Annotated in this window: 10 protein-coding genes and 1 pseudogene; 10 read left to right on the top strand and 1 reads right to left on the bottom strand. The window is 43.9% G+C overall.

The genetic code is table 11. The features are described 5' to 3' along the window. Nucleotides 1–177 precede the first annotated feature (177 nt). The 6 genes and pseudogenes from G3352_RS20365 (at nucleotide 178) to galU (ending at nucleotide 11,272) form a co-directional block, all read left to right on the top strand. The gene (locus G3352_RS20365) at nucleotides 178–1,344 is read left to right on the top strand and encodes a S1C family serine protease (RefSeq protein WP_240343162.1); all 1,167 of its coding nucleotides are present in this window, start codon (nucleotides 178–180) and stop codon (nucleotides 1,342–1,344) included. A gap of 43 nt (nucleotides 1,345–1,387) precedes the next feature. Further along, nucleotides 1,388–3,286, top strand: coding sequence for a stalk domain-containing protein (locus G3352_RS20360; RefSeq protein WP_240343161.1), 1,899 nt, complete (start codon nucleotides 1,388–1,390; stop codon nucleotides 3,284–3,286). Between the two features lie 340 nt (nucleotides 3,287–3,626). Next, entirely contained in the window at nucleotides 3,627–6,140 is a 2,514-nt protein-coding gene (locus G3352_RS20355) for a U32 family peptidase (RefSeq protein WP_163759265.1), read from the top strand. A 183-nt stretch (nucleotides 6,141–6,323) separates the two neighbouring features. Next, nucleotides 6,324–6,566 (top strand): annotated as a pseudogene (locus G3352_RS31735) (SWIM zinc finger family protein); the annotation flags it as partial. A gap of 666 nt (nucleotides 6,567–7,232) precedes the next feature. Then, a complete protein-coding gene (locus tag G3352_RS31730; RefSeq protein WP_481856315.1) occupies nucleotides 7,233–10,097 on the top strand; it encodes a DEAD/DEAH box helicase in 2,865 nt (954 codons plus the stop codon). Between the two features lie 296 nt (nucleotides 10,098–10,393). Then, entirely contained in the window at nucleotides 10,394–11,272 is an 879-nt protein-coding gene (galU, locus tag G3352_RS20345; RefSeq protein ID WP_163759261.1) for a UTP--glucose-1-phosphate uridylyltransferase GalU, read from the top strand. Nucleotides 11,273–11,358: 86 nt separating this feature from the next. Here galU and G3352_RS20340 read toward each other — a convergent pair whose 3' ends face one another. Next, entirely contained in the window at nucleotides 11,359–13,824 is a 2,466-nt protein-coding gene (locus G3352_RS20340; protein WP_163759259.1) for an O-antigen ligase family protein, read from the bottom strand. Between the two features lie 134 nt (nucleotides 13,825–13,958). On the opposite strand from G3352_RS20340, the gene G3352_RS20335 reads away from it, so the two are divergent. The 4 genes from G3352_RS20335 to G3352_RS20320 are packed head-to-tail and all read left to right on the top strand — an operon-like array spanning nucleotide 13,959 to nucleotide 20,457. Next, nucleotides 13,959–15,329 (top strand): ABC transporter permease, encoded by a 1,371-nt coding sequence (locus G3352_RS20335; RefSeq protein ID WP_163759257.1) that lies wholly within the window; start codon nucleotides 13,959–13,961, stop codon nucleotides 15,327–15,329. 10 nt (nucleotides 15,330–15,339) lie between these two features. Continuing rightward, nucleotides 15,340–16,560 (top strand): ABC transporter ATP-binding protein, encoded by a 1,221-nt coding sequence (locus tag G3352_RS20330; RefSeq protein ID WP_205524966.1) that lies wholly within the window; start codon nucleotides 15,340–15,342, stop codon nucleotides 16,558–16,560. After that, nucleotides 16,557–18,158: a class I SAM-dependent methyltransferase gene (locus tag G3352_RS20325; RefSeq protein WP_205524965.1), complete on the top strand. Its 1,602-nt coding sequence runs from the start codon at nucleotides 16,557–16,559 to the stop codon at nucleotides 18,156–18,158. The genes G3352_RS20330 and G3352_RS20325 overlap by 4 nt, the downstream gene beginning before the upstream one ends. A 19-nt stretch (nucleotides 18,159–18,177) precedes the next feature. Next, on the top strand, nucleotides 18,178–20,457 hold the full coding sequence (locus tag G3352_RS20320) for a glycosyltransferase family 2 protein (RefSeq protein WP_163759252.1): 2,280 nt from the start codon (nucleotides 18,178–18,180) through the stop codon (nucleotides 20,455–20,457). Nucleotides 20,458–20,570: the final 113 nt, after the last annotated feature.

The following is a 20,570-nucleotide window of genomic DNA, read 5'->3' as shown; positions in this document are numbered from 1 at the left end:
GTGTGGATAATACGGCCTTCTCTATGGAAATTTAGGTCTTAAAGCGATTGTACAGGAATAATTTGTATGTTAAATTTGAGGATACCGGTATTGCAGATAATAGAGAAAGAGATTCAGTAATGGATCATATGGTTCGGTTGCATAACGGAGGATATATAGAGAGGGTTAGGTGAGAGAATGAGAGTGTTGGGGAAAAAGGGCGTAGCCATACTGATGGCTGCTGTACTCTCGATCAGTGTTGCAGCAACGGCTGGAGCAGCGGAGTCTTCATCAAGTATGCAAGCCAAAGTGGTAGACGGACAAGTATATGTTAGTTCAAAGGATTTGGTCAAAGCGCTCGGAGGAAGTGGGCAATATGACGCCAAATCTGGAACGTTTCAGTATAAGGGCAATGAAGCTGTTCCTAAAGTAATTGAAAAAGTATCTCCGTCTGTTGTAGGCATCATCGGCAAATCTACTGAATCACAGGATGGCGTTACATCGGACCGCTATAACCTGGCTCATGGCACTGGCGTGATCATCCGCTCCAACGGCTGGATTGTAACGAATGCCCATGTAGTTGATGGATTAATCAATCCGTTGGTCGTGACGACGGATGGCAATACATATAAAATCACCAAAATATACAGTGACCCGTTAAGCGATATCGCTCTAATCAAAATTAATGCCAAATCTCTTAAACCGGCGACCTTTGCCAAAGCTTCACAAACAACCGTTGGAGAAACCGTCATTGCCATCGGCACACCGATTTCCTTCTCTTTGCGTAACTCGGCGACTGTAGGCGTAATAAGTGGTCTTAATCGGGGAGTGGAGGCCACCTATCGGTTGATTCAAACAGATACGGCCATTAACCCGGGTAATAGCGGCGGACCGCTGGTCAACCTCAAAGGTGAAGTTGTCGGTATTAACTCTATGAAATTTTCAGCAGTAGGTATCGAGAGTATTGGATTTTCGATTCCTGTAGATACCGTTCAATATATTATCAATCAATTTTTTGAATACGGAAAAATCAAGCGTGCAAGCCTCGGCTTGCAATTGGAAGAGAGCTGGTCAGCGATTGTGGGCCTGCCTACAGATGATCCTTTGACGATTACGGGTGTGCTGTCAGCTCAAGCGAAGAAAGCCAAAATCAAAGAGGGAGATGTGTTATACAGTGTGGCAGGTACACGTGTGTCCTCTGTGGTGGATATCAATGAGTTGCTCAAAACGTATGTGCCAGGACAGAAGGTCAAACTGTTAATGCAAACGGACGGCGATATTGTCACTCGTACGGTGGTCCTTGCTGATCGAGCGGATATCCAAGACGATGAAGATGAGCAGTTCACTGTAGATGAAGATCAATAAAGCCCGGCGAGCAATCCGGATCCAGAGAGGACGAATGAACGGAATGAAAAAATCATTTTTACGTGTGCTGAGCACAGGAATGTTAGCCGGGATGCTGAGCATTGGAGCGGCATTGCCTGCGTGGGCATCCGATCTTATAACAAGTGAGCTGCGGATCACAGCGGGTAGTACGAGCGCCTATATCAACGGCAGCAAGCAGGCTATCGCCAAACCATATAAGTTCAAAGGGGTTACGATGGTTCCTGTCGGTGTATTCAAGAAAGCTTTTGGCAGCGAGATCCGACTGGAGAAGAATGATGTGGTCAAGGTTAAGGAAGGTCCGCATACTGTCACCTTAACGATTGGCAGTTCGATTGCCTGGGTAGATGGAGTCAAAAAAGAGATGGGCGCAGCCCCAAAAATGGTAAATGGCGTGCTCATGGTGCCACTTCGCCCGGTAGCTGCTGGGATTGGCGCTACACTTGCCCCAAGCAGTTCAGGAGAAATGGTCATTCGATTATTGCAAACGGATGAATCGGTGGATGAGGACGAGGGCGGCATTAATCTGGACGAAGGCAAAACGAGAATTGGTAACAGTTATTACGGCTGGTCCATTAATTACCCATCTGACCTCATGATTCTGCAAACGGGTGAGCAGGAGCGCATGATGACATTTGGCGCGGAGGACAGCAGTTATTATCTTGAAGTGTACGTGAGTGACCAGGATGTGAGTCTGGATTCGGATGATTTGTTACAGCAACTTGTTCAGGAAGCAAAAGAGAGCGGAGATACCGTGCTCGATCGGGAATCAATTGCCAAAGGGAAAATACCTTATGCCCGGATTGTGGTTAAGGATGCAGACGGGGTATTATGGGAAATGCGCCAATATATCCATGATGGTCGCCAATATGACGTATACCTCGCGGACTATGAAGCTCTGAATTACAAGGACCTGGGCAAACGTGCAGCGCTGCTTAATTCATTCCAGCCTACTTATGCACAGTCCGATCGTACAATTAAGGATCTTTCAACCGTGGATGAGGGTATGCGCTCTACCTGGAATGACGATTATGGCATTGAACTGAAGATTCCAGCAGGTTGGTCCATGGACAACACACAGATGATATACGAATCCAAAGATGGTGCATATCTGCAGCTGCGTGTTACATCTGCACCGAAAGGTGCGACGGTCAAAGAGTGGAGCGGCCAACTGGACAAATGGATGCGTGAGACGTTCACGCCGGAAAGTTATGAACCGATAGGTTCGTATACGATGGATGTATCAGGCGAGACTGCTGAGGTGAATGAGTTCCGTTATAACTTTGGAGATGGATGGCAGACGGAGTTCGATGTTCTTTTGCAAAAAAACGGTTATCGCTATTATGCAGAGTATACGTTCCCTGAGGAGCAGACGAAGGATCGTGAATGGTTTAAGAGTATCATGAAGAGTGTCGAGATTGATTTTGATACTGTATCTGATAATTTCGGACAGCTGGATGAAGACCCATATTTGACGGATAAAACAAAAGCTGTGACACGAACGTCCAAACGTTATCATTACAGTGTTGATATTCCACGTTACTGGACGCCGTACAATGATCGATTTGAGTATTCTCCCGTCGTGTATACCTTCACAGGTGGTCAATTCTCCATTGCCGCGAGTGAGGACAAATCGATTGAAATGACCGTCAGTCAACTTAGAGAGGCATATGCGGAAGCAACCAAAACCCGTAAAAACTTCAAGTTGCTTAGCAGTGAGGAGTTGACGTTTGCGGGTGTGCCTGCGTTTTCCTTTATCTATCATGAAGTGGACAATGGTGTGCCGTATACTGGACGTCAGATCGTGTTTGAACAGAATGGAACGACGTATACCATTACGAGCGGGCTGAATGACGCCAACAAGACGGAAGTCCAGGCAGCAGCGCTGGAAAAAGCCGTGAACTCATTTACTTTTATTAAATAATGCGAAATGCTGAAATAAAATAGATGTATGTCGCCGGAGGGTCAAGAGACCTTCCGGTTTTTCGTATATGCATGTTGAGATGGAAATGAAAATGATAAACGGTTTTTTCAGGAAAGCGTAGAAGAGTCGTTGCAGAAGTGGTACACTATACTAGTTCAGGAGTTATGACTGCTGTTCTGAAAAATAAGAATGACTGTAGGCTTGGGAATCAGGCAATACAGACATAATGTATAGATATAGCGATACAGTGACAATGCAGGCGTATGGAATCAAGGTACAGGATTTAGCTTACAGGGTACAGGGATGAAATCCGGCTATGCCGGTTATGGGGAGGATACACATGAAAACAGCAACAATACGAAGAGAAGACGTTGAGCTTCTGGCACCCGCAGGTGACTGGGACTGTATGCGTTCGGCGGTAGCTAACGGTGCGGATGCGATTTTCTTCGGAGTCGAAAAATTTAATGCACGGGCACGGGCGAACAATTTCCGTATGGACGAGCTGCCGGAGATTATGGCGTTTTTGCACAGTTATGGCGTAAAAGGTTTTTTGACCTTTAATATATTGATTTTTGAAAATGAATTAACGGATGCCAAAGAACTGATCGACGCTTGTGTCGATGCAGGTGTGGACGCCGTGATTGTACAGGATTTGGGTCTGGTCAAAATGATTCGCGAGATCTCACCGGATTTCCCGATTCACGGTTCAACCCAAATGACGATTACGTCACCGGAAGCGGTGGAGTTTACGAAGCCGTTTGATATGGAACGTGTCGTGCTTGGACGGGAGAACAACCTGAAGCAGATTCAGAAGATCGGAGAACAGGCGAAGTTGCCGATGGAAGTATTTGTTCACGGTGCATTGTGTGTGTCTTATTCCGGGCAATGCCTGACTTCTGAAATGTGGGGCGGACGTTCCGCCAACCGTGGGGAATGTGCACAGGCTTGTCGTCTGCCGTACGACCTGATGGTGGATGGCGAGCATAAACCAATGGGCGATGTGGCGTATCTGCTGTCTCCGAAGGATCTGGCTGCAATTGACTTGATGCCGGAACTGATCGAAGCAGGCGTAACTTCCTTCAAAATCGAAGGACGTCTCAAAACGCCGGAATACGTGGCCAACGTGGTTAGTAAATACCGCAAAGCAATCGACCGTTACTTTGATGGAGATAATACTCCTCCAAGTAAGGAAGAAGTTCGTGAATTGCAGCAGAGCTTCTCTCGTGGATTCACGCATGGTTTCCTAGACGGAACGAATAATAAACAGCTGGTTGACGGTACGTTCCCGAAAAGCCGTGGTGTTTATCTGGGGCGTGTGGACCAAGTATTGCGTGATGGTGTCGTCCTGAAGCTCGATGCACCAGTGAAACGTGGAGATGGAATCGTATTTGATGCCGGAGATCCGACGAAGAAGGAAGAAGGCGGACGTGTCTACGATGTACGTCGCAAAGGCGTGAAGCTTGAAGGCGAAGCCGAGGAAGGCTGGATCGTGGACGTTGTACCAGGCCGTAGTGATGTGGACCTGCGCCGCGTGAAAGTTGGCGACAAAGTATGGAAAACGAATGATCCGGCGCTGGACAAACGTCTGCGCCAGAGCTTTGAAACCGAGAAGCCTTATCGTATCTTCCCGGTAAACGTAAAAGTTATCGGCAGCCCAGGGCAGCCGCTTAGCACATGGTGGACGGACGTGCAGAAGGGCACGACAGTCCGTGTGAATTCCGAGATGGAACTGGATATTGCCCAGAAGCGTCCAATGACACACGAACTGCTCGAAGAGCAATTCGGACGTCTGGGCGGCACTGTGTTCCAGCTGGAAGAATTGGACGTCAACCTGCACGGTGACGTCATCATCCCGATGCGCGAGTTGAATAACATTCGCCGTCAGGCGGTGGAACAACTCGCGGGCGAGCGCCCTAAACCGCCCGTCTACGTGAAACGGGCGGTGGAAGTCTACGGCGATGCGGTTAAACCAGCAGCGCCAGTTGCTCGCGGTCATGCGGAGCTGACCGCGCTCTGCCGCAGCCTGCCACAAGTGGAGGCAGCGCTGGAAGCGGGTGTCGGCATGATCTACGCCGACTTCGAGTTTATTAAGCAGTTCCCGGCAGCAGTGGAAGCTGTTCGTACCGCAGGCCGCAAGATTGCGTTGGCAACACCACGCATTCATATGCCTGGCGAGAACGGGTATCACAACAACATCCTGCGTTTGCAGCCGGATGCTGTACTCGTACGTAATACGGGTGCACTGTACTTCTATCTGCGCCACCGGATGGAGAACCCGGATGCGAAGCACCCGGAATTGATCGGTGACTTCTCACTCAACATTGCCAATCACAAAGCAGTGGAACTGTTCCTGGAAGCAGGTTGTGACTGGATTACACCTTCTTATGACCTGAACATTCAGCAAATGGTTGATTTGCTGGGACACTCCCGTACAAGTCAGACGGAAGTCGTTATTCATCAGCATTTGCCGATGTTCCATACCGAGCACTGTGTGTACTGTACGTTTATGAGTGAAGGAACGGACTTTACGAACTGTGGACGTCCATGTGAAGATCACCGGGCTTCCTTGCAAGACCGGATCGGTATGTCTCACCCGGTACGTGTGGACGAAGGCTGCCGTAATACCGTGTATAATGCGGTGGAACAATCCGGTGCAGAATATCTGACCAACTTTATGGATCTGGGTGTATCCCGTTACCGTGTGGAGTTCCTGGAAGAATCCCCAGAGCAGGTGCGCGAGGTTATTGATCTGTACAATCGTGCTCTGCGTGGCGAAATCAGTGGTACACAAGTTTGGAAAACACTGAAAGCAACAAACCAGCTTGGCGTAACGCGTGGTCAACTGGTGAAATAATAGATCGAAACCGGAACAATCAGCAAAATGCATGAAAGTATGAAGCAACCCCAATCTCTGCTTTACGGAGCTCTTGGGGTTTTTTCTATAAAATAGACTTGAACTATACCGATATCAGATTTGTACGTGGTATCTTGTTTGTCAGAGAAATATAGGAGGCGAAGAACCGTGGCGCCATTCACGATGATGGATATCAAATTGCTGTGCGGGGTCACGGCATTTAAACGAGGGGAAGCCTATAACCAGTCCGGCAGGGTGAGCAATCTGATTGTCAGTGACGATCAGCATCATTATGAAGCCATGGTGCGTGGCACGGAACGATATCAGGTGAAGGTGGATTTGGACGAAAAAGGGGAAGTTGAGGCAAATTGCACTTGTCCAGGTGATGGCCGGTATTATGACTATTGCAAACATGTCGCTGCAGTATTGCTGGCGATTCATGAATGGGGTGAACTGCAGGAGCTTAACGCTGCGGGTACCAGTAGTTCGCAGGAGTCATCCAAACCTTCCTCAGGGAATCCTTCTCGCTCTGGTGTAGGCCCTGCTTCCAGAGTAGGTACGCTGGTGGAAGAGAAGGAGTGGGAGCGTCCCAACTCTTCTTCAACCTTAGACTCGGCTAGGAATGACAATCCGGAACGACACGAAGGTTCAAGTTCAAAACGATATACGGAGTCCAGTACGAGTACAACATCACTTTCTTTTGCACAAAAGAATGGATCCTCTGCTTTCGGACTTAATTCCGCTGCTGAAGCGGATCATCAACCGGTTGTCCATTTTGCCCAGGCAGGTCGCCCGAGTTCCGCTCCAGGCTGGGGACGTTCAGCAGACAAGCCTTCGTATCGCACAGCTGACCAGATTCTGTCCATCTTTGCCAAGGAACGCAGTCCCTTACATGCGGGTGAACGTAAATATACGGCACCTGTCACCCGCTCATCGCTGCGAGAAGAGCTTCAGGTTCAGTTTATATGCAAGCTCGTTCAGGTTCACAAAGGGGGAGCCAAGCTCGCGCTGGAGCTTAAGGTCGGAAGTAAACGACTATACGTGGTGCAAAAGGTGAAGCAATTCCTGAACTGCGTTGAGAAGGGCGAGCCGATGTCGTTTACCAAACTGTTTTTCTATGATCCTTCCATGCATTATTTCAGCCCTCAGGATCAGGAGATTCTGTCCATGTTGATTCGTATGAGGCAGAGCGAGGAAGCGTATCGAGAATCCATCTCCGGTTATCTGGGGGCTTCGGATGGGCGGGATATATTGATTGCGCCGCTGGTGTGGAAACCGCTGCTGGAATTGCTGCTTCAGGCCGACAGCCGGATGGAAGGTACGGGACTCGCGAACGGACCGCTCACGTTGGGTGAAGGAGCACTGCCTTTGTTTTATCGGATTGCCCAGGGGGACAATGAGGGGTACCAGCTCGAGATCTCAGGTTTGCGCGAGTTGATTCTTCTTCCGGCCTATGATGCTGCTGTGGTTGAAGGACAACTTCACACGCTGGAGCCGATGCAGATGCGCAGTCTGGAAGACTTGAGCAGGGCGCTCACCTCATATGGGATTAAGGAAAGCATTGATATTTCCTCCCAGCAAGTCGATGAGTTCGTGCAGCATGTGGTGCCGGAACTGCGTACCCTTGGACATCTGTCGATCGACGCCCAGGTGCGTGAACGAATTGCTGAGCCGGAGCTTGCGCCGAAGCTCTATATTGATTTTTACCGGGAAAGGATCACTGCGCGTCTGGAGTTTGATTATGGTGTAATGGTGATTAACCCGCTGGCAGAATATCTGATCGATGAAGAAGAGAAAAAGGTTATCCTGGTGCGTGATCGTCATGCCGAGCGGAATCTGATTGAGCGACTGGATCGTTCCTTTCTGGAACGGGAAGGCAGCGTGTGGGCAAGTGAACGTGAAGATGCCATCTATGATGTAATGTATCATTTGGTGCCCGAATTGGAGAAACAACAGGTGGACATCTATGTCCCGAATGCCGTGAAGGCCATGATGCCATCCTATCCCACCCCTCCCAAAGTTCGAGCAGATCTCGGGAAAGGGCTGGACTGGCTGGAGATTTCGTTTGAAATGGAAGGCGTGAACGAGCAGGAACTTCAGGAAATCATGCGCAGCATTGTGGAAAAGAAACCGTATTTCCGCTTGCGCAGTGGTGTCTTTCTTTCGCTTGAAAATGAAGGAGCAGACAGCTTCGCCCACATGGCGGACTCGTTAGGGCTTGGAGCGGGCGATATCAAAGGCAGCCACATTCGGCTGCCAGCCGTTCGAGCGTTACAGCTGCCGGGCCGGGATGAGGTTTCCGGACATGTGAAATGGGGAGGTTCCCTGAAGCGTTTCCTGGATGATCTTCGTGATCCTGAGCGGATGGATTTTGCGCTGCCGAATGCACTCGCTACCGTGCTGCGGGATTATCAGGCCAGTGGATATCAGTGGCTGCGCACACTCGCTTTTTATCGTTTTGGCGGGATCCTGGCAGATGACATGGGACTTGGCAAAACGTTGCAAAGCATCGCCTATATCACGGCTGAACTAAGAGAGAACCCGATTTTAGACGGAGATGTTGGAAGACCAGATCGTTACGGGAAAAATGGGATACTGGGAGAGGGCGCTTCAGAGGCTGCCTATTCAGGGATTGATCCTGTAACTGGATTGCCATGGGATGAAGCGTCTCTGGTGGGGCTAGGGGGGGATTCCCATGCATCGGGAATATCGCAGGATGGCTTAACCATTCGAAGCCAAGCAACCCATCCTCCAGTGCTTGTCGTAGCACCTGCTTCGTTGACCTACAACTGGGCGAATGAATTTGCGCGATTTGCCCCGCATTTACGCGTCCTGATTGCTGCAGGGCAAAAGGAAGAGCGCGCCAATATGCTGGCAGACATGAATCAGGCGGATGTCATCGTAACGTCGTATCCATTGCTGCGTCGAGATCTGGACATGTATCTGGGAAGAACATTTCATACGCTTATCCTGGACGAGGCTCAGGCGATCAAAAATTCTTCCTCTCAGACGGCTCAGGCCGTCAAGCAGATTCAGGCCCCGCGACGCTTTGCGCTCACAGGGACGCCTGTAGAGAACTCGCTGGATGAGCTGTGGTCCATCTTCGAAGCGATATTCCCCGGTCTGTTTCCGAGCTATCGCAGATTCCGGGACCTGCCGCCTGAGCGCATTGCCCGGATGGTTCGTCCGTTCATTCTCCGCCGCCTGAAGAAGGACGTGCTGGAGGAATTGCCGGATCGTATTGAGACGGTACAGCGCTCTGAGCTAACGGTGGAGCAGAAGAAACTGTATGCTGCCTACCTCTCCCAGCTTCAGGATGAGACATCCAAGGATATGGAAGAGAACGGTTTCCAAAAGAATCGGATCAAAATACTTGCAGGCATCACCCGTTTACGCCAGCTGTGCTGTCACCCGGCTCTGTTTGTTGAGGGCTACCAGGGCGATTCAGGCAAAATGGAACAGCTGCTCGAAACGGTTCAGGATTGTCTGGCAGCAGGCAAACGAATCCTGATCTTCTCCCAGTTTGCAAGCATGCTGAATCTGATTCGGCAGACGCTGGCAGCACAAGGCAGGAATCTTTTTTATTTGGATGGGCAGACACCGTCTCAGAGCCGGGTCGACATGTGCCGCAGATTCAACGAGGGGGAAGGAGAGCTATTCCTGATCTCAATGAAAGCTGGCGGTACCGGACTGAACTTAACGGGCGCTGACACTGTTATTCTATATGATCTGTGGTGGAACCCCGCTGTCGAAGAACAAGCCATTGGCCGCGCTCATCGGATGGGGCAGAAGCAAGTGGTTCAGGTTATCCGACTGATTACGGAAGGCACGATCGAAGAGAAGATTCTGGAACTGCAGCAGAGGAAGAAGGATCTGATTGCGGAAGTGATCGAACCAGGAGATGGGGGATCAACGACCTTATCTGAGCAGGATATTCGGGAGCTGTTGATGGTATAAGTATGCTGTTTTGGTGGAATAGGGTGGTACAGTTTGTTAACTTGTATCACCCTATCATTTTATTAGAGAAGATTGATATGGATGAGAAGTGTAACCTGTTTAGTATAGTATGAATAGAATACTAGTAAAATCATCTTGAAAATACAAAACATGCATTTATATATCTGATATATTATAATTAACTATTTTAGATTACATAGCTTGATGATTAATGTATTTTTTGCAATTTTGCACTTTCGAGAATTGAAAGAATAGATATACATATCATCTACTCTATAAAGAGGGAGAGTTAAATCATGAGAATTCGTAAAGCCATTATTCCGGCTGCTGGTCTGGGAACTCGTTTTTTGCCAGCAACCAAAGCGATGCCTAAGGAAATGCTACCTATTGTTGACAAGCCAACAATTCAATACATTATCGAAGAGGCAGTAGCCTCAGGTATTGAGGATATTATAATCGTGACCGGTAAAGGCAAGCGGGCCATTGAGGACCATTTTGATTATTCTTTTGAATTGGAGCAAAATCTGGTCGATAAACAGAAATGGGATCTATTAAATGAAGTACGCAAGTCCTCTGAAATGGCAGATATCCACTATATTCGTCAAAAGGAGCCCAAAGGACTGGGCCATGCGATATGGTGCGCACGCAAGTTTATTGGAGACGAACCCTTTGCTGTGCTGCTTGGAGATGATATCGTTGAGGCGGATAAGCCTTGTCTTCAGCAGATGATGGAAGTTTATGATGAGTACCAGTCTCCAATCGTTGGTGTTCAGCCCGTGGATTGGAAAGAAGTTTCCCGTTACGGTATTGTGGATGGCGAACAAATCTTGAAAACCAATGACCGAGTATTCCTCTCTAAACGTTTGGTTGAAAAGCCGAAGCCTGAAGACGCTCCTTCAAATCTTGCTATTATGGGGCGATATATTCTTACGCCGGATATCTTTGAGATTCTCGGTCAACAATCTGCAGGTGTCGGTGGGGAAATTCAGCTGACTGATGCGTTATCTCGTCTGAATGAGCAGAGAAGAATATTAGCCTATCATTTTGAAGGCCTTCGTCATGACGTGGGAGAGAAGTTGGGTTTTATTGAGACAACGATTCACTATGCACTTCAGCATGACGATCTGCGGGAAGATTTGTTGAATTATCTGAAGAAGATTGTGGCGTCGAACTAGTATTAACTTTAAATTTTTATATACAAAAAAGGTTTACCCTCAAGGGTAAACCTTTTTGCTTTGATCTAACTTGAGATAAGTTATTATTAGAAGCTCAGTTCAGCAATCTGTTTAATCTCGTCAGCTTCATTAGGTGCAACAGCAATCAATTTATCATACAACGCTTGATCCGATTGTCCTTCCTTAGTCAGAGCAGCAAGGTACCAACGAGCAATTTCACGGTTGGTCGCATCGGACAGATCCTCAGCAATTCCACCCTTAAGGATCATTGCAGCTCCAGCGGAATCATTTAGCATGTATTTCATTTTCCCTGCATTAAGAGTCATTGTTGGAGTGAGCTCAAATGGCTGTCCTTGAAGCTGCCCTTCAGGGAGAGTCTTGAGGTGTTCTACACCATCAATAACATGCTGGTAAGCATCCAGACCTGATGTGAAATAAGATTCCTTCTTAGCCGTATCACCTTGTCCAAGTGCCTGATATCCGAGATCGAACGAACGGCTGATCAGCTGTTCATACCAATCCATATCCCAGATGTAGCTGTTGGCATATTCTTTTTGGAGAGTATAGGCTTGGTCTGATTCACCCTTCAATTCGTATATACCCATGAGTTGCTTAACCATGCTCTTATTAAATGGCTCTGCTTCAAGACCACGCTGGAGCAGCTCTACAGAGACCGTATAGAACTGGTCATCTTGTGTCTGCTGATAGCCCTGTTGATAAAGAGAAGAAAGCATCAGCAACGAATCTGTATGTGTGCTGCGAATCGACAGATCTTTATCGAGTGGCGCTTTGATCTCCTGGAAGTCCTGACTAGTTTGAGCTACTTCTTTTGCCTCGTAAGCGTAATGGTTAGCTTGCAGGAATCGCACAGATATAATGAGCAGGATGATTACAGCTACTCCGGCAATCGCACTGTAGATTCCACGTGCTGTGGAGTCACTAAGCTTCAATCGACGCATCGGCTTAGGATCCATCGCAGCAGCCATACCGCCAAGACCAAGGAAAACAAGAATTCCAATAAAGACATAACTCATATTGAAATCAAGGATACTCAGTACCAGAATGGACATGGACAGGATGAAGTACATAAAATGAGACTCCCGTTCTTCCTCGCTTCGTCTTACGTACGCACGAACATATTGATAGAAAACGAAGAGAATGAATGCCATAAAGATAATAAATCCAATGATCCCAACCTCGACGAGGTATTGCATGAAGAAGTTGTGTGCTTGGGCACTGACATAAGGATTGTTCTGATACTTTTCATACAAGGTGGTCCATGCTCCACCACCCGCACCAATGATCGGGTAGTCTGCAAATAGTTTCGTAGCATCTTTATAAAACGTAATCCGCTCCAACACACTGTGCTGTTGGAAATTGATATTTTCAAGTCGCGTACTAATACTGTCCGGCAAAATGTTGCGCACACTCGTGCCGAGCAGAAGTACGGCAACAATGACTGTCAAAATAACAGACCCTAGTGGAATCCATAGACTTGAGCCCTTGCGAGCTGACCAGGATTGAAGTCTGTTCTCCAGTATTGGTGCGATCCAACGCTGGATAACCCAACATACGATAGCCACGATTAAGGATGCAGCTATTAGATACATCCATCCTTTAGCGGCGAGAGAGTTGGAGAATTGTTGTTGCAATTCAAGTCCTGCTGTATTTATTGGATTCAACACAACCAGTGTACCAATTGCAGCTACTCCACAATAGATAAACCACAGAATTTGCTTAGCAGGTTTCAATAGTAATAACAGGATGATAAAGACTATTGGGAGCATGACAAGACCCGTACGGGAAAGCGTCAGCAGTAGCGACAAGATAATTGGCACAAGCATGAAGCCATGCAGTAATTGCGTGTACACTTTTTTGGAACGGATCATACTGAAAATGGAAATGAACAAAAATGCCATCAGGAATGCGGCGTATGTATTAGGATACTGAAACACCGATGCAAGTCGTGGGCCGTTTGAATCGTTCCAGATGGCTTGATTATAGACCCCATTCACGACACCAGATGAGAACCATCCGACTAGCTTGCCCGCAAAACTAAATGCACCCAACCAATTTAGCAATCCAAATCCGACAATTACATATGCAATTCCTATTAAGGAAGATTGTATGATATGATTGGTTTTGTTGTTTTTGAGTAGGTACATAGTCATTACAAAGATCATGGCATAAATACATTGGATAAGGATCATGTTAACTGCCAAATACTTTGATGCTGCACTTACGAGTGACAAGACGTAGGTGAGTGGCAGTAATATCACCGCGATTTTAAGCCAATCTTGCTGTGTTTCTAGTTTAATGTCCTTGAAAGAGGCAGCTGCCCAAATAACGAATAGGAGGGTTGAAATTACTACTGCCCAATAAATGGGGCCCTCGTATTGGAGCAATTGCCCATTAAATAACGCAACTTGGAAAGAGGACCAGAGTAAAAATAAGATGAGTCCTATGGTCAATGTCCATAGCAGTGGCGTAGTCGAGTTGCTATTTGCTTTCCTCGACGTCTTATTAGATTTCCCGTATACTGGATTCGACAAGGTGTGATTCTCCTTTTCTTGTAGATACGACAATATTTTAGCATAACATAATGGGATAGGCCAAAGTAGAAAAGCTATAGACTAATAAATTTATGAAAAAAAGATAGAGTACTCTAATGTTAAGGAGCTTTTTAATGTCTTTGTTTAAACGAATAGTTTTATTATTTGTTGCAGTTATCGCTTTTGTTGGTTCATTTCTTTTGATTGATAATTACCAAAAAGATTCGGCAAGGGTTTCTTTAAGTTTTGAAGTAAATGCGCCCAACGAAGACGACTATCAAGTATTCTTTCTAACAGTTGCAGAGGGTGGTGAATGGAACGAGGCACAGTCAAAACATTTAATTTATGATAAACCTGGTCAATGGAAAAAAATGAGTTATGAACTTCCAAATAACACATTAAAAGTTCGGATTGATCTCGGGACGCAAAAAGCCGACATATCTATTCGTAATGTGCAAGCTAAAGCCATATCTACCCAACCTATAGAGGTAGAAAATATAAATATTAAAACCAATGAAGTCAAAATTGTACAAAACCAAAATCAAAGCATACACATTAAATCTATAGGGGGCGACCCGTATATTGCATTTAATTTTACTCCTATAGCTTCTACTATTTTTGAAGGATTCAGTACACTTCATATAGTTGGGAATTTATTAGGCAGTGTATTAATAGCCGTGTTGACGGCTTTTATAGTGCGACACTTGAAAAAGAGTTTAGAATTGATTAAGCCCATATATCAAAGTAGGAATTTAGCGCTCAATCTGGCGAAAAATGATTTTAAAACAAAATTTGCATCTTCTTATCTTGGTGTAGTATGGGGATTTATTACTCCATTATTGACAATCGTAACTTACTGGTTTGTTTTTCAAGTGGGTTTAAGAAGTGGTGATGTAGCAGAGGTACCTTTTATACTTTGGTTTATAGCTGGAATTATTCCATGGTTCTTTTTTTCGGAAGCTTTTTCTGGTGCGACTAATGCATTTATCGAGTACAGTTATCTAGTTAAAAAGGTAGTTTTTCGTATAGAGTTATTACCTTTCGTGAAAATAGGTTCTGCACTTTTCGTTCATTTATTTTTTATTCTATTTATTTTTATTGTCTATGGGTTCTATGGATATTATCCAACAGTATATACAGTTCAAATACTTTACTATTTAATATGTATGATTTTTTTAGTCTTTTCAATGTCATTACTGTCTGCTTCGCTTGTTCTATTCTTTAAGGATTTAAATCAAATTATCGGTATTCTCTTACAAATGGGTTTTTGGTTCACGCCTATTGGGTGGCCTGTTATTATGTTGAATGAATTTTGGACGTTTATTTTCAAACTCAATCCAATGTTTTATATTGTTCAAGGGTTCAGGGATTCGTTGATAGACCATGTAATATTCTATGAGAGACCGTATGAAATGCTTTATTTTTGGTTCTTCTGTTTTAGTATGTTAACACTAGGAGTTCTCACGTTCAAAAAATTAAAATCACACTTTTCTGATGTGCTCTAGGAGTGAAATGATGGAGCCTATAATTGAAATTGAGCAAGTTGTTAAAACGTATAAACTTTATGATAAACCGGCAGATCGTCTGAAAGAAGCTTTATCTATCACTAAAAAAAAATATCACCGTGAATTTTCTGCCCTAAATGGGGTTACCTTTTCGGTAGAAAAAGGTGATGCACTTGGCATATTGGGAAAAAATGGATCTGGTAAATCGACCTTGTTGAAGATGATTACAGGTGTATTATCACCAACCAGTGGGAACATTCAAGTTAATGGGAAGATTGCAGCAATACTTGAGCTTGGAGCTGGTTTTAATCCCGAATATACAGGTAGAGAAAATATATATCTGAATGGACTTATGATGGGATATTCGAGAGAAGAAATGGAGCCGAGAATAGCAGCGATTATTGAGTTTGCTGATATTGGTACTTTTATCGATCAACCGGTCAAAGTATATTCAAGTGGAATGTTCGCGAGACTTGCTTTTGCCGTTTCCATTAATGTGGATCCAGATATTCTGATTGTAGATGAGGCGTTGGCCGTAGGAGATATCAGATTTCAAACAAAATGTATCGATAAGATGAAGGAACTGAAATCAAAAGGGACAACTATTCTTTTTGTATCGCATGCAGTGGAGCAAGTAAAGAGGTTTTGTAATAAAGCAGTTTGGATTAAGGATGGGGTAGTTGAAGCTATTGGTGACGCAAGTGAAGTCGTCGATCAGTATGAAGACTTCATGAAAAACTATATAGAAGACCATATTGTAAAGCGAAATGTGACTATAGATATTCAAGAGAATCAGGCAATAGAGGAGCTTGTTTTGCCTGAGAATCCAGATATTTTGGCGTATATAACAGAGGCTCATATAAATAAGGAAAATTTTAGAACACATGAAAGGCTGGAAGTCGTGATTGACTATGATGTATACGAGCCTGAAATTCCCGATTTACTCTTAGGTGTTGCTATTTATACTCCAAAACGTGACTATATTTTTGGTCCAAACACATTCCTTGAGAAGGTTTCAATTCCTACAAAGAGAGGAAAGCATCGAGTGAAATACATTATTCCAAAGCTTCCGTTGCTTGGGGGCGCTTATTCCATAGATGTAGGGATTTTTAATAACGAAGGAATCGTTTGTCTCAATTATCGGGAAAATATACTCTCATTTAAGATTGCCAATAAGTATTTTTCTGAAGGTTTGGTTTATATCAATCATGAATGGGACGTGGTCAAATGAATAGTCCTTTATCCGATCAACATTATAACAATGTAGCGTTCGATCAGTTTCAGCGATATAAAAATGTAGCGGATGCAATAGAGAGTATGAGAAAAGCAAACGAACAATTTACAATACTTGAAGTAGGCGCTAACGAACACCGTAATTTAGAAAAGTTTCTTCCTCGAGATTCAATTAAGTATTTGGATATCGAACTGCCGGCCGATTTGCAAAAACATCCGGATTACATCCTTGGAGACGCAACAAAAATGGAGTTCTCCAATGATTATTTTGATATTGTTGTAGCGTTGGATGTCTTCGAACATATACCTCCTGATAAAAGGGATGACTTTATTAGTGAAATCCATCGAGTTAGCAGCGAATTTTATATAATTACGGCTCCTTTTGCTTCTCCATCAGTGAGTAAAGCAGAACGCAGAACGAATGCTGTATATAAATCTTTGGTTCAAGAAGATTATCGCTGGTTGGCTGAACATTTTGAGAATGGACTTCCTGTACAAAAGGATCTCGAAATGTTTTTGGATAAATTGGGGGTGAATTATCGAGTTCTTTCTCATGGCAGCCTACCAATCTGGGAAAGTATGATGGAGATTCATTTTGTGGCCGCTTGTTTTCCGGAGTTGCAATACTATCGTATGGAGCTAGATCGCTTTTACAATGCAAATATTTATGCTGAAGATTATGCTGAAGATTCTTACCGGAAAATTTTTATTTGCAGCAAAGATCGTGGCATGTCGGAGCTTATTGAAAAGAGAAGCCTGATTAACATGGCGCCAAGACATCTTGAAGAATTGCAAAGATTTAAGACAACATTCTTTTCTTTGGCGACGATGCTTGTTAATAAAAAAAATGTTGAGACAGAAGTACAGGATAAAAGTGTACAAGATAAAATTCAAGTATTTACAGATAGCGGTAAAGGGTTCAATGAGGAAGAAAGCTTTAAAATCGATGTGGACGAAAATAGGCCTATTCATAAGTTTTTGTGGAACAATAGTAGAGTGGAACCGATTAAGTCTATACGAATTGACCCTTCTGATCGAAAGGGAATATTTAAATTTGATAATATAACAATTAGAAATCAACAAGGAGAGCTGGTTGAAGAGTACTTCGAGGATGGGAATTATATATACTCTTTTGACGATATATATGGATTTTCTAACGACGACCCTTTTCTCATATTGAACTTTTCCAAACCAGTTTCAATTGATTCGATTAGTTTTGACGTTACATCGTTAACAAAAGATGAACGAAAGCTGATTTTGGAAGTTGAAAAGGTGTTTCTTGGAATTAGCCGACTGCAAGAAACCAACAAACGAATAACGTTAGAGTCCAATAATAGGTTGGATAAAATTCGCTATCTTAACAATCAACTTCATCAATCTGAACTAGACAAGCAAAAAATAGAGCAGTTTCACAAGCAGGAAAGTCAACATAACGAGCAATCGATAATGGAAGTAAAGCAGGCATTAGAGGACCGGAATCGTGAATATGAAACTTTGGAATCAGAATTTAATAAAGCTCACCAACAACTTCAGGATGTCGAGAACTCCAAATTTTGGAAAATGGCTAAACTGATTAAAAAATTAGTTGGGAAATGATGATTTAGGGGGACTGGTTTTGAGCATCAGAAGTAAGTGGAAGAGTCGGATTGAACCTGCTTTAGCAGGATTACTCGGAATTAAAACAAGAGCAAGGCTAAAGCCTATTTCTCATTTAGAAATGAAAAACGAGAAATGGATCTCGACTGGAAATGATCCCTCTTTTTTGGTAACTGGAAGGTATTTTCCGGGTTGGAACAAGATTAAATGGGAATCTGAATCAAAGTCCGTTATCCCTCTTAAGATGTACTGGGATCAGGGGAACGGATTTTCTGAGTCCAAAAGCCTTACTTTTTCTTCTATTCCGAAGGGGTTTGTGAAACGTGAAGTTACGGTTTATATTCCTCCGGGAACTCAAAATTTGAGAATTGATCCGGGTGAAGATGAAGCAGAGTTCATGTTTACGAATGTACGGTTGAAAAAAACGACACGAATTAAAATGGTCCTTGGTTTTGCCTGGGAAATCATTCACCGAAAAGGACTGACAAATCAAGTAACTCTTCAGCTGTTGAAGAAAGGTTTTCAAACTTTGCGGACAAGTGGCCTTAAGGCTACTTGGTCTAAGTTTAAAGCCTATACCGGCCATCAAGCCATTGGATCTACAGGGAGCTATGAAAGCTGGGTTGCAAATCAAGCGCTGACATCTATTGATATCAAAAGAATTAAAGATGAAATCGTGCGAATGACATACAAGCCTCTTATATCGATTATTGTTCCTGTCTATAATGTTGAAGAAAAATGGCTCCGTCTATGTATTGATTCGGTTATAAACCAACTTTATCCTAACTGGGAACTTTGCATTGCCGATGATGCTTCCGACAAACCGCATATTAAAAAGGTATTGAATGAATACGCGCAAAAAGACAGTCGAATCAAGATAGTTTTTCGTGATGAAAATGGGCATATATCAGAGTCATCAAATTCAGCACTAGATGTAGCGACAGGGGAATACATAGGTCTGCTAGATCATGATGATGAACTTACTATTAATGCCTTATATGAAAATGTTAAGCTTCTTAATCAACACCCCGAAGCTGACATAGTCTATAGTGACGAAGATAAAATCAGTGAAGAAGGTGTCCGCCACTCTCCGTATTTCAAGCCGGATTGGTCTCCAGATCTTTTGCTATCCCAAATGTATACCTGTCATTTCAGTATATACCGCAAAAGTCTGGTAGACCAAGTAGGTGGTTTTAGAAAAGGGTATGAAGGAAGTCAGGATTACGATCTTGTATTGAGGGTTAGCGAACTGACTGAAAAGATTTATCATATCCCAAAAATCTTGTATCACTGGAGGACAATCCCCGAATCAACAGCATCGGGAGCAGGCGCTAAAAATTATACGCACTATGCGGGAATAAAAGCTCTTAAAGATACCATTCAGCGAAGGGGGATGGATGCAGAAGTTCGAGAAATTGAGGAACACCCTAACATGTACAGGCTTCATTACAATATAGTGAAGGAACCCCTAGTAACTATAATAATTCCCACTAAAAATTTGGGTGAGATTTTGGATAATTGTCTTAGTTCTATTTTTGCTCTTACTACTTATAATAGATTTGAAATTTTAATTGTAGATAATGGCAGTAGGGAACGGGATACATTAGATATTTTTGATAAGTGGACTAATGGCTACCCTGAACAAGTGAAAATTGTAGAAATAGATATACCGTTTAATTATTCAAAGTTGAATAATCTTGCAGTACAAGAGGCCAAAGGGGAGTACCTCGTACTTCTAAATAATGATATCGAAATAATTAGTCCTAATTGGATCAATGTTATGCTAGGATTTGCGCAGCGCAAGAATACAGGGGCGGTTGGAGCAAAACTTTTGTATCCCGATAATACTATTCAGCACTCTGGTGTTATTATGGGCCTTGGTGGAATTGCTGGACATGCATTTAGAACTTTGCCTATCTCCGATGCAGGATACTTCGGTGCTCTTCTAGTTAACCGTAATTGTGCAGTAGTTACGGCTGCATGTTTAATGATAGAAAAAGCAAAGTACCTAGAAGTTGAAGGTATGGAAGAACAGTTGTCTGTTGCCTTTAATGACGTTGACTTCTGCTTAAAGCTTTTGAAGAAAGGTTACCAGAATGTTTGTGTTAATAGTGTACAACTATATCATTATGAATCGAAAACACGTGGGGCTGAAGATACTAAGGAAAAACAAGAAAGATTCAGGCGAGAAATTGAGTTTATGGAAGAAAGATGGGCAGAAATTATAAAGAAAGATCCGTACTATAATGACAATCTATCTCTAAAAAGTGATATGTCTTATTCACTAAACATGCATTAACAAGAAATTAACACCACGTTAAGCACGAAGGCTATTCTCTAACCATACATCCAGACTGGGATTATTGAAGGTTTCCCATAAAAATGGTTGATTGCATCTCAGAAATTTTATTG

Origin of the sequence: Paenibacillus sp. ALJ109b (assembly GCF_010747435.1) — a bacterium.
Taxonomy (GTDB): domain Bacteria; phylum Bacillota; class Bacilli; order Paenibacillales; family Paenibacillaceae; genus Paenibacillus; species Paenibacillus taichungensis.
The sequence above is the reverse complement of the archived record's forward strand: the minus strand, read 5'-3'. Positions and strand labels throughout refer to the sequence as shown.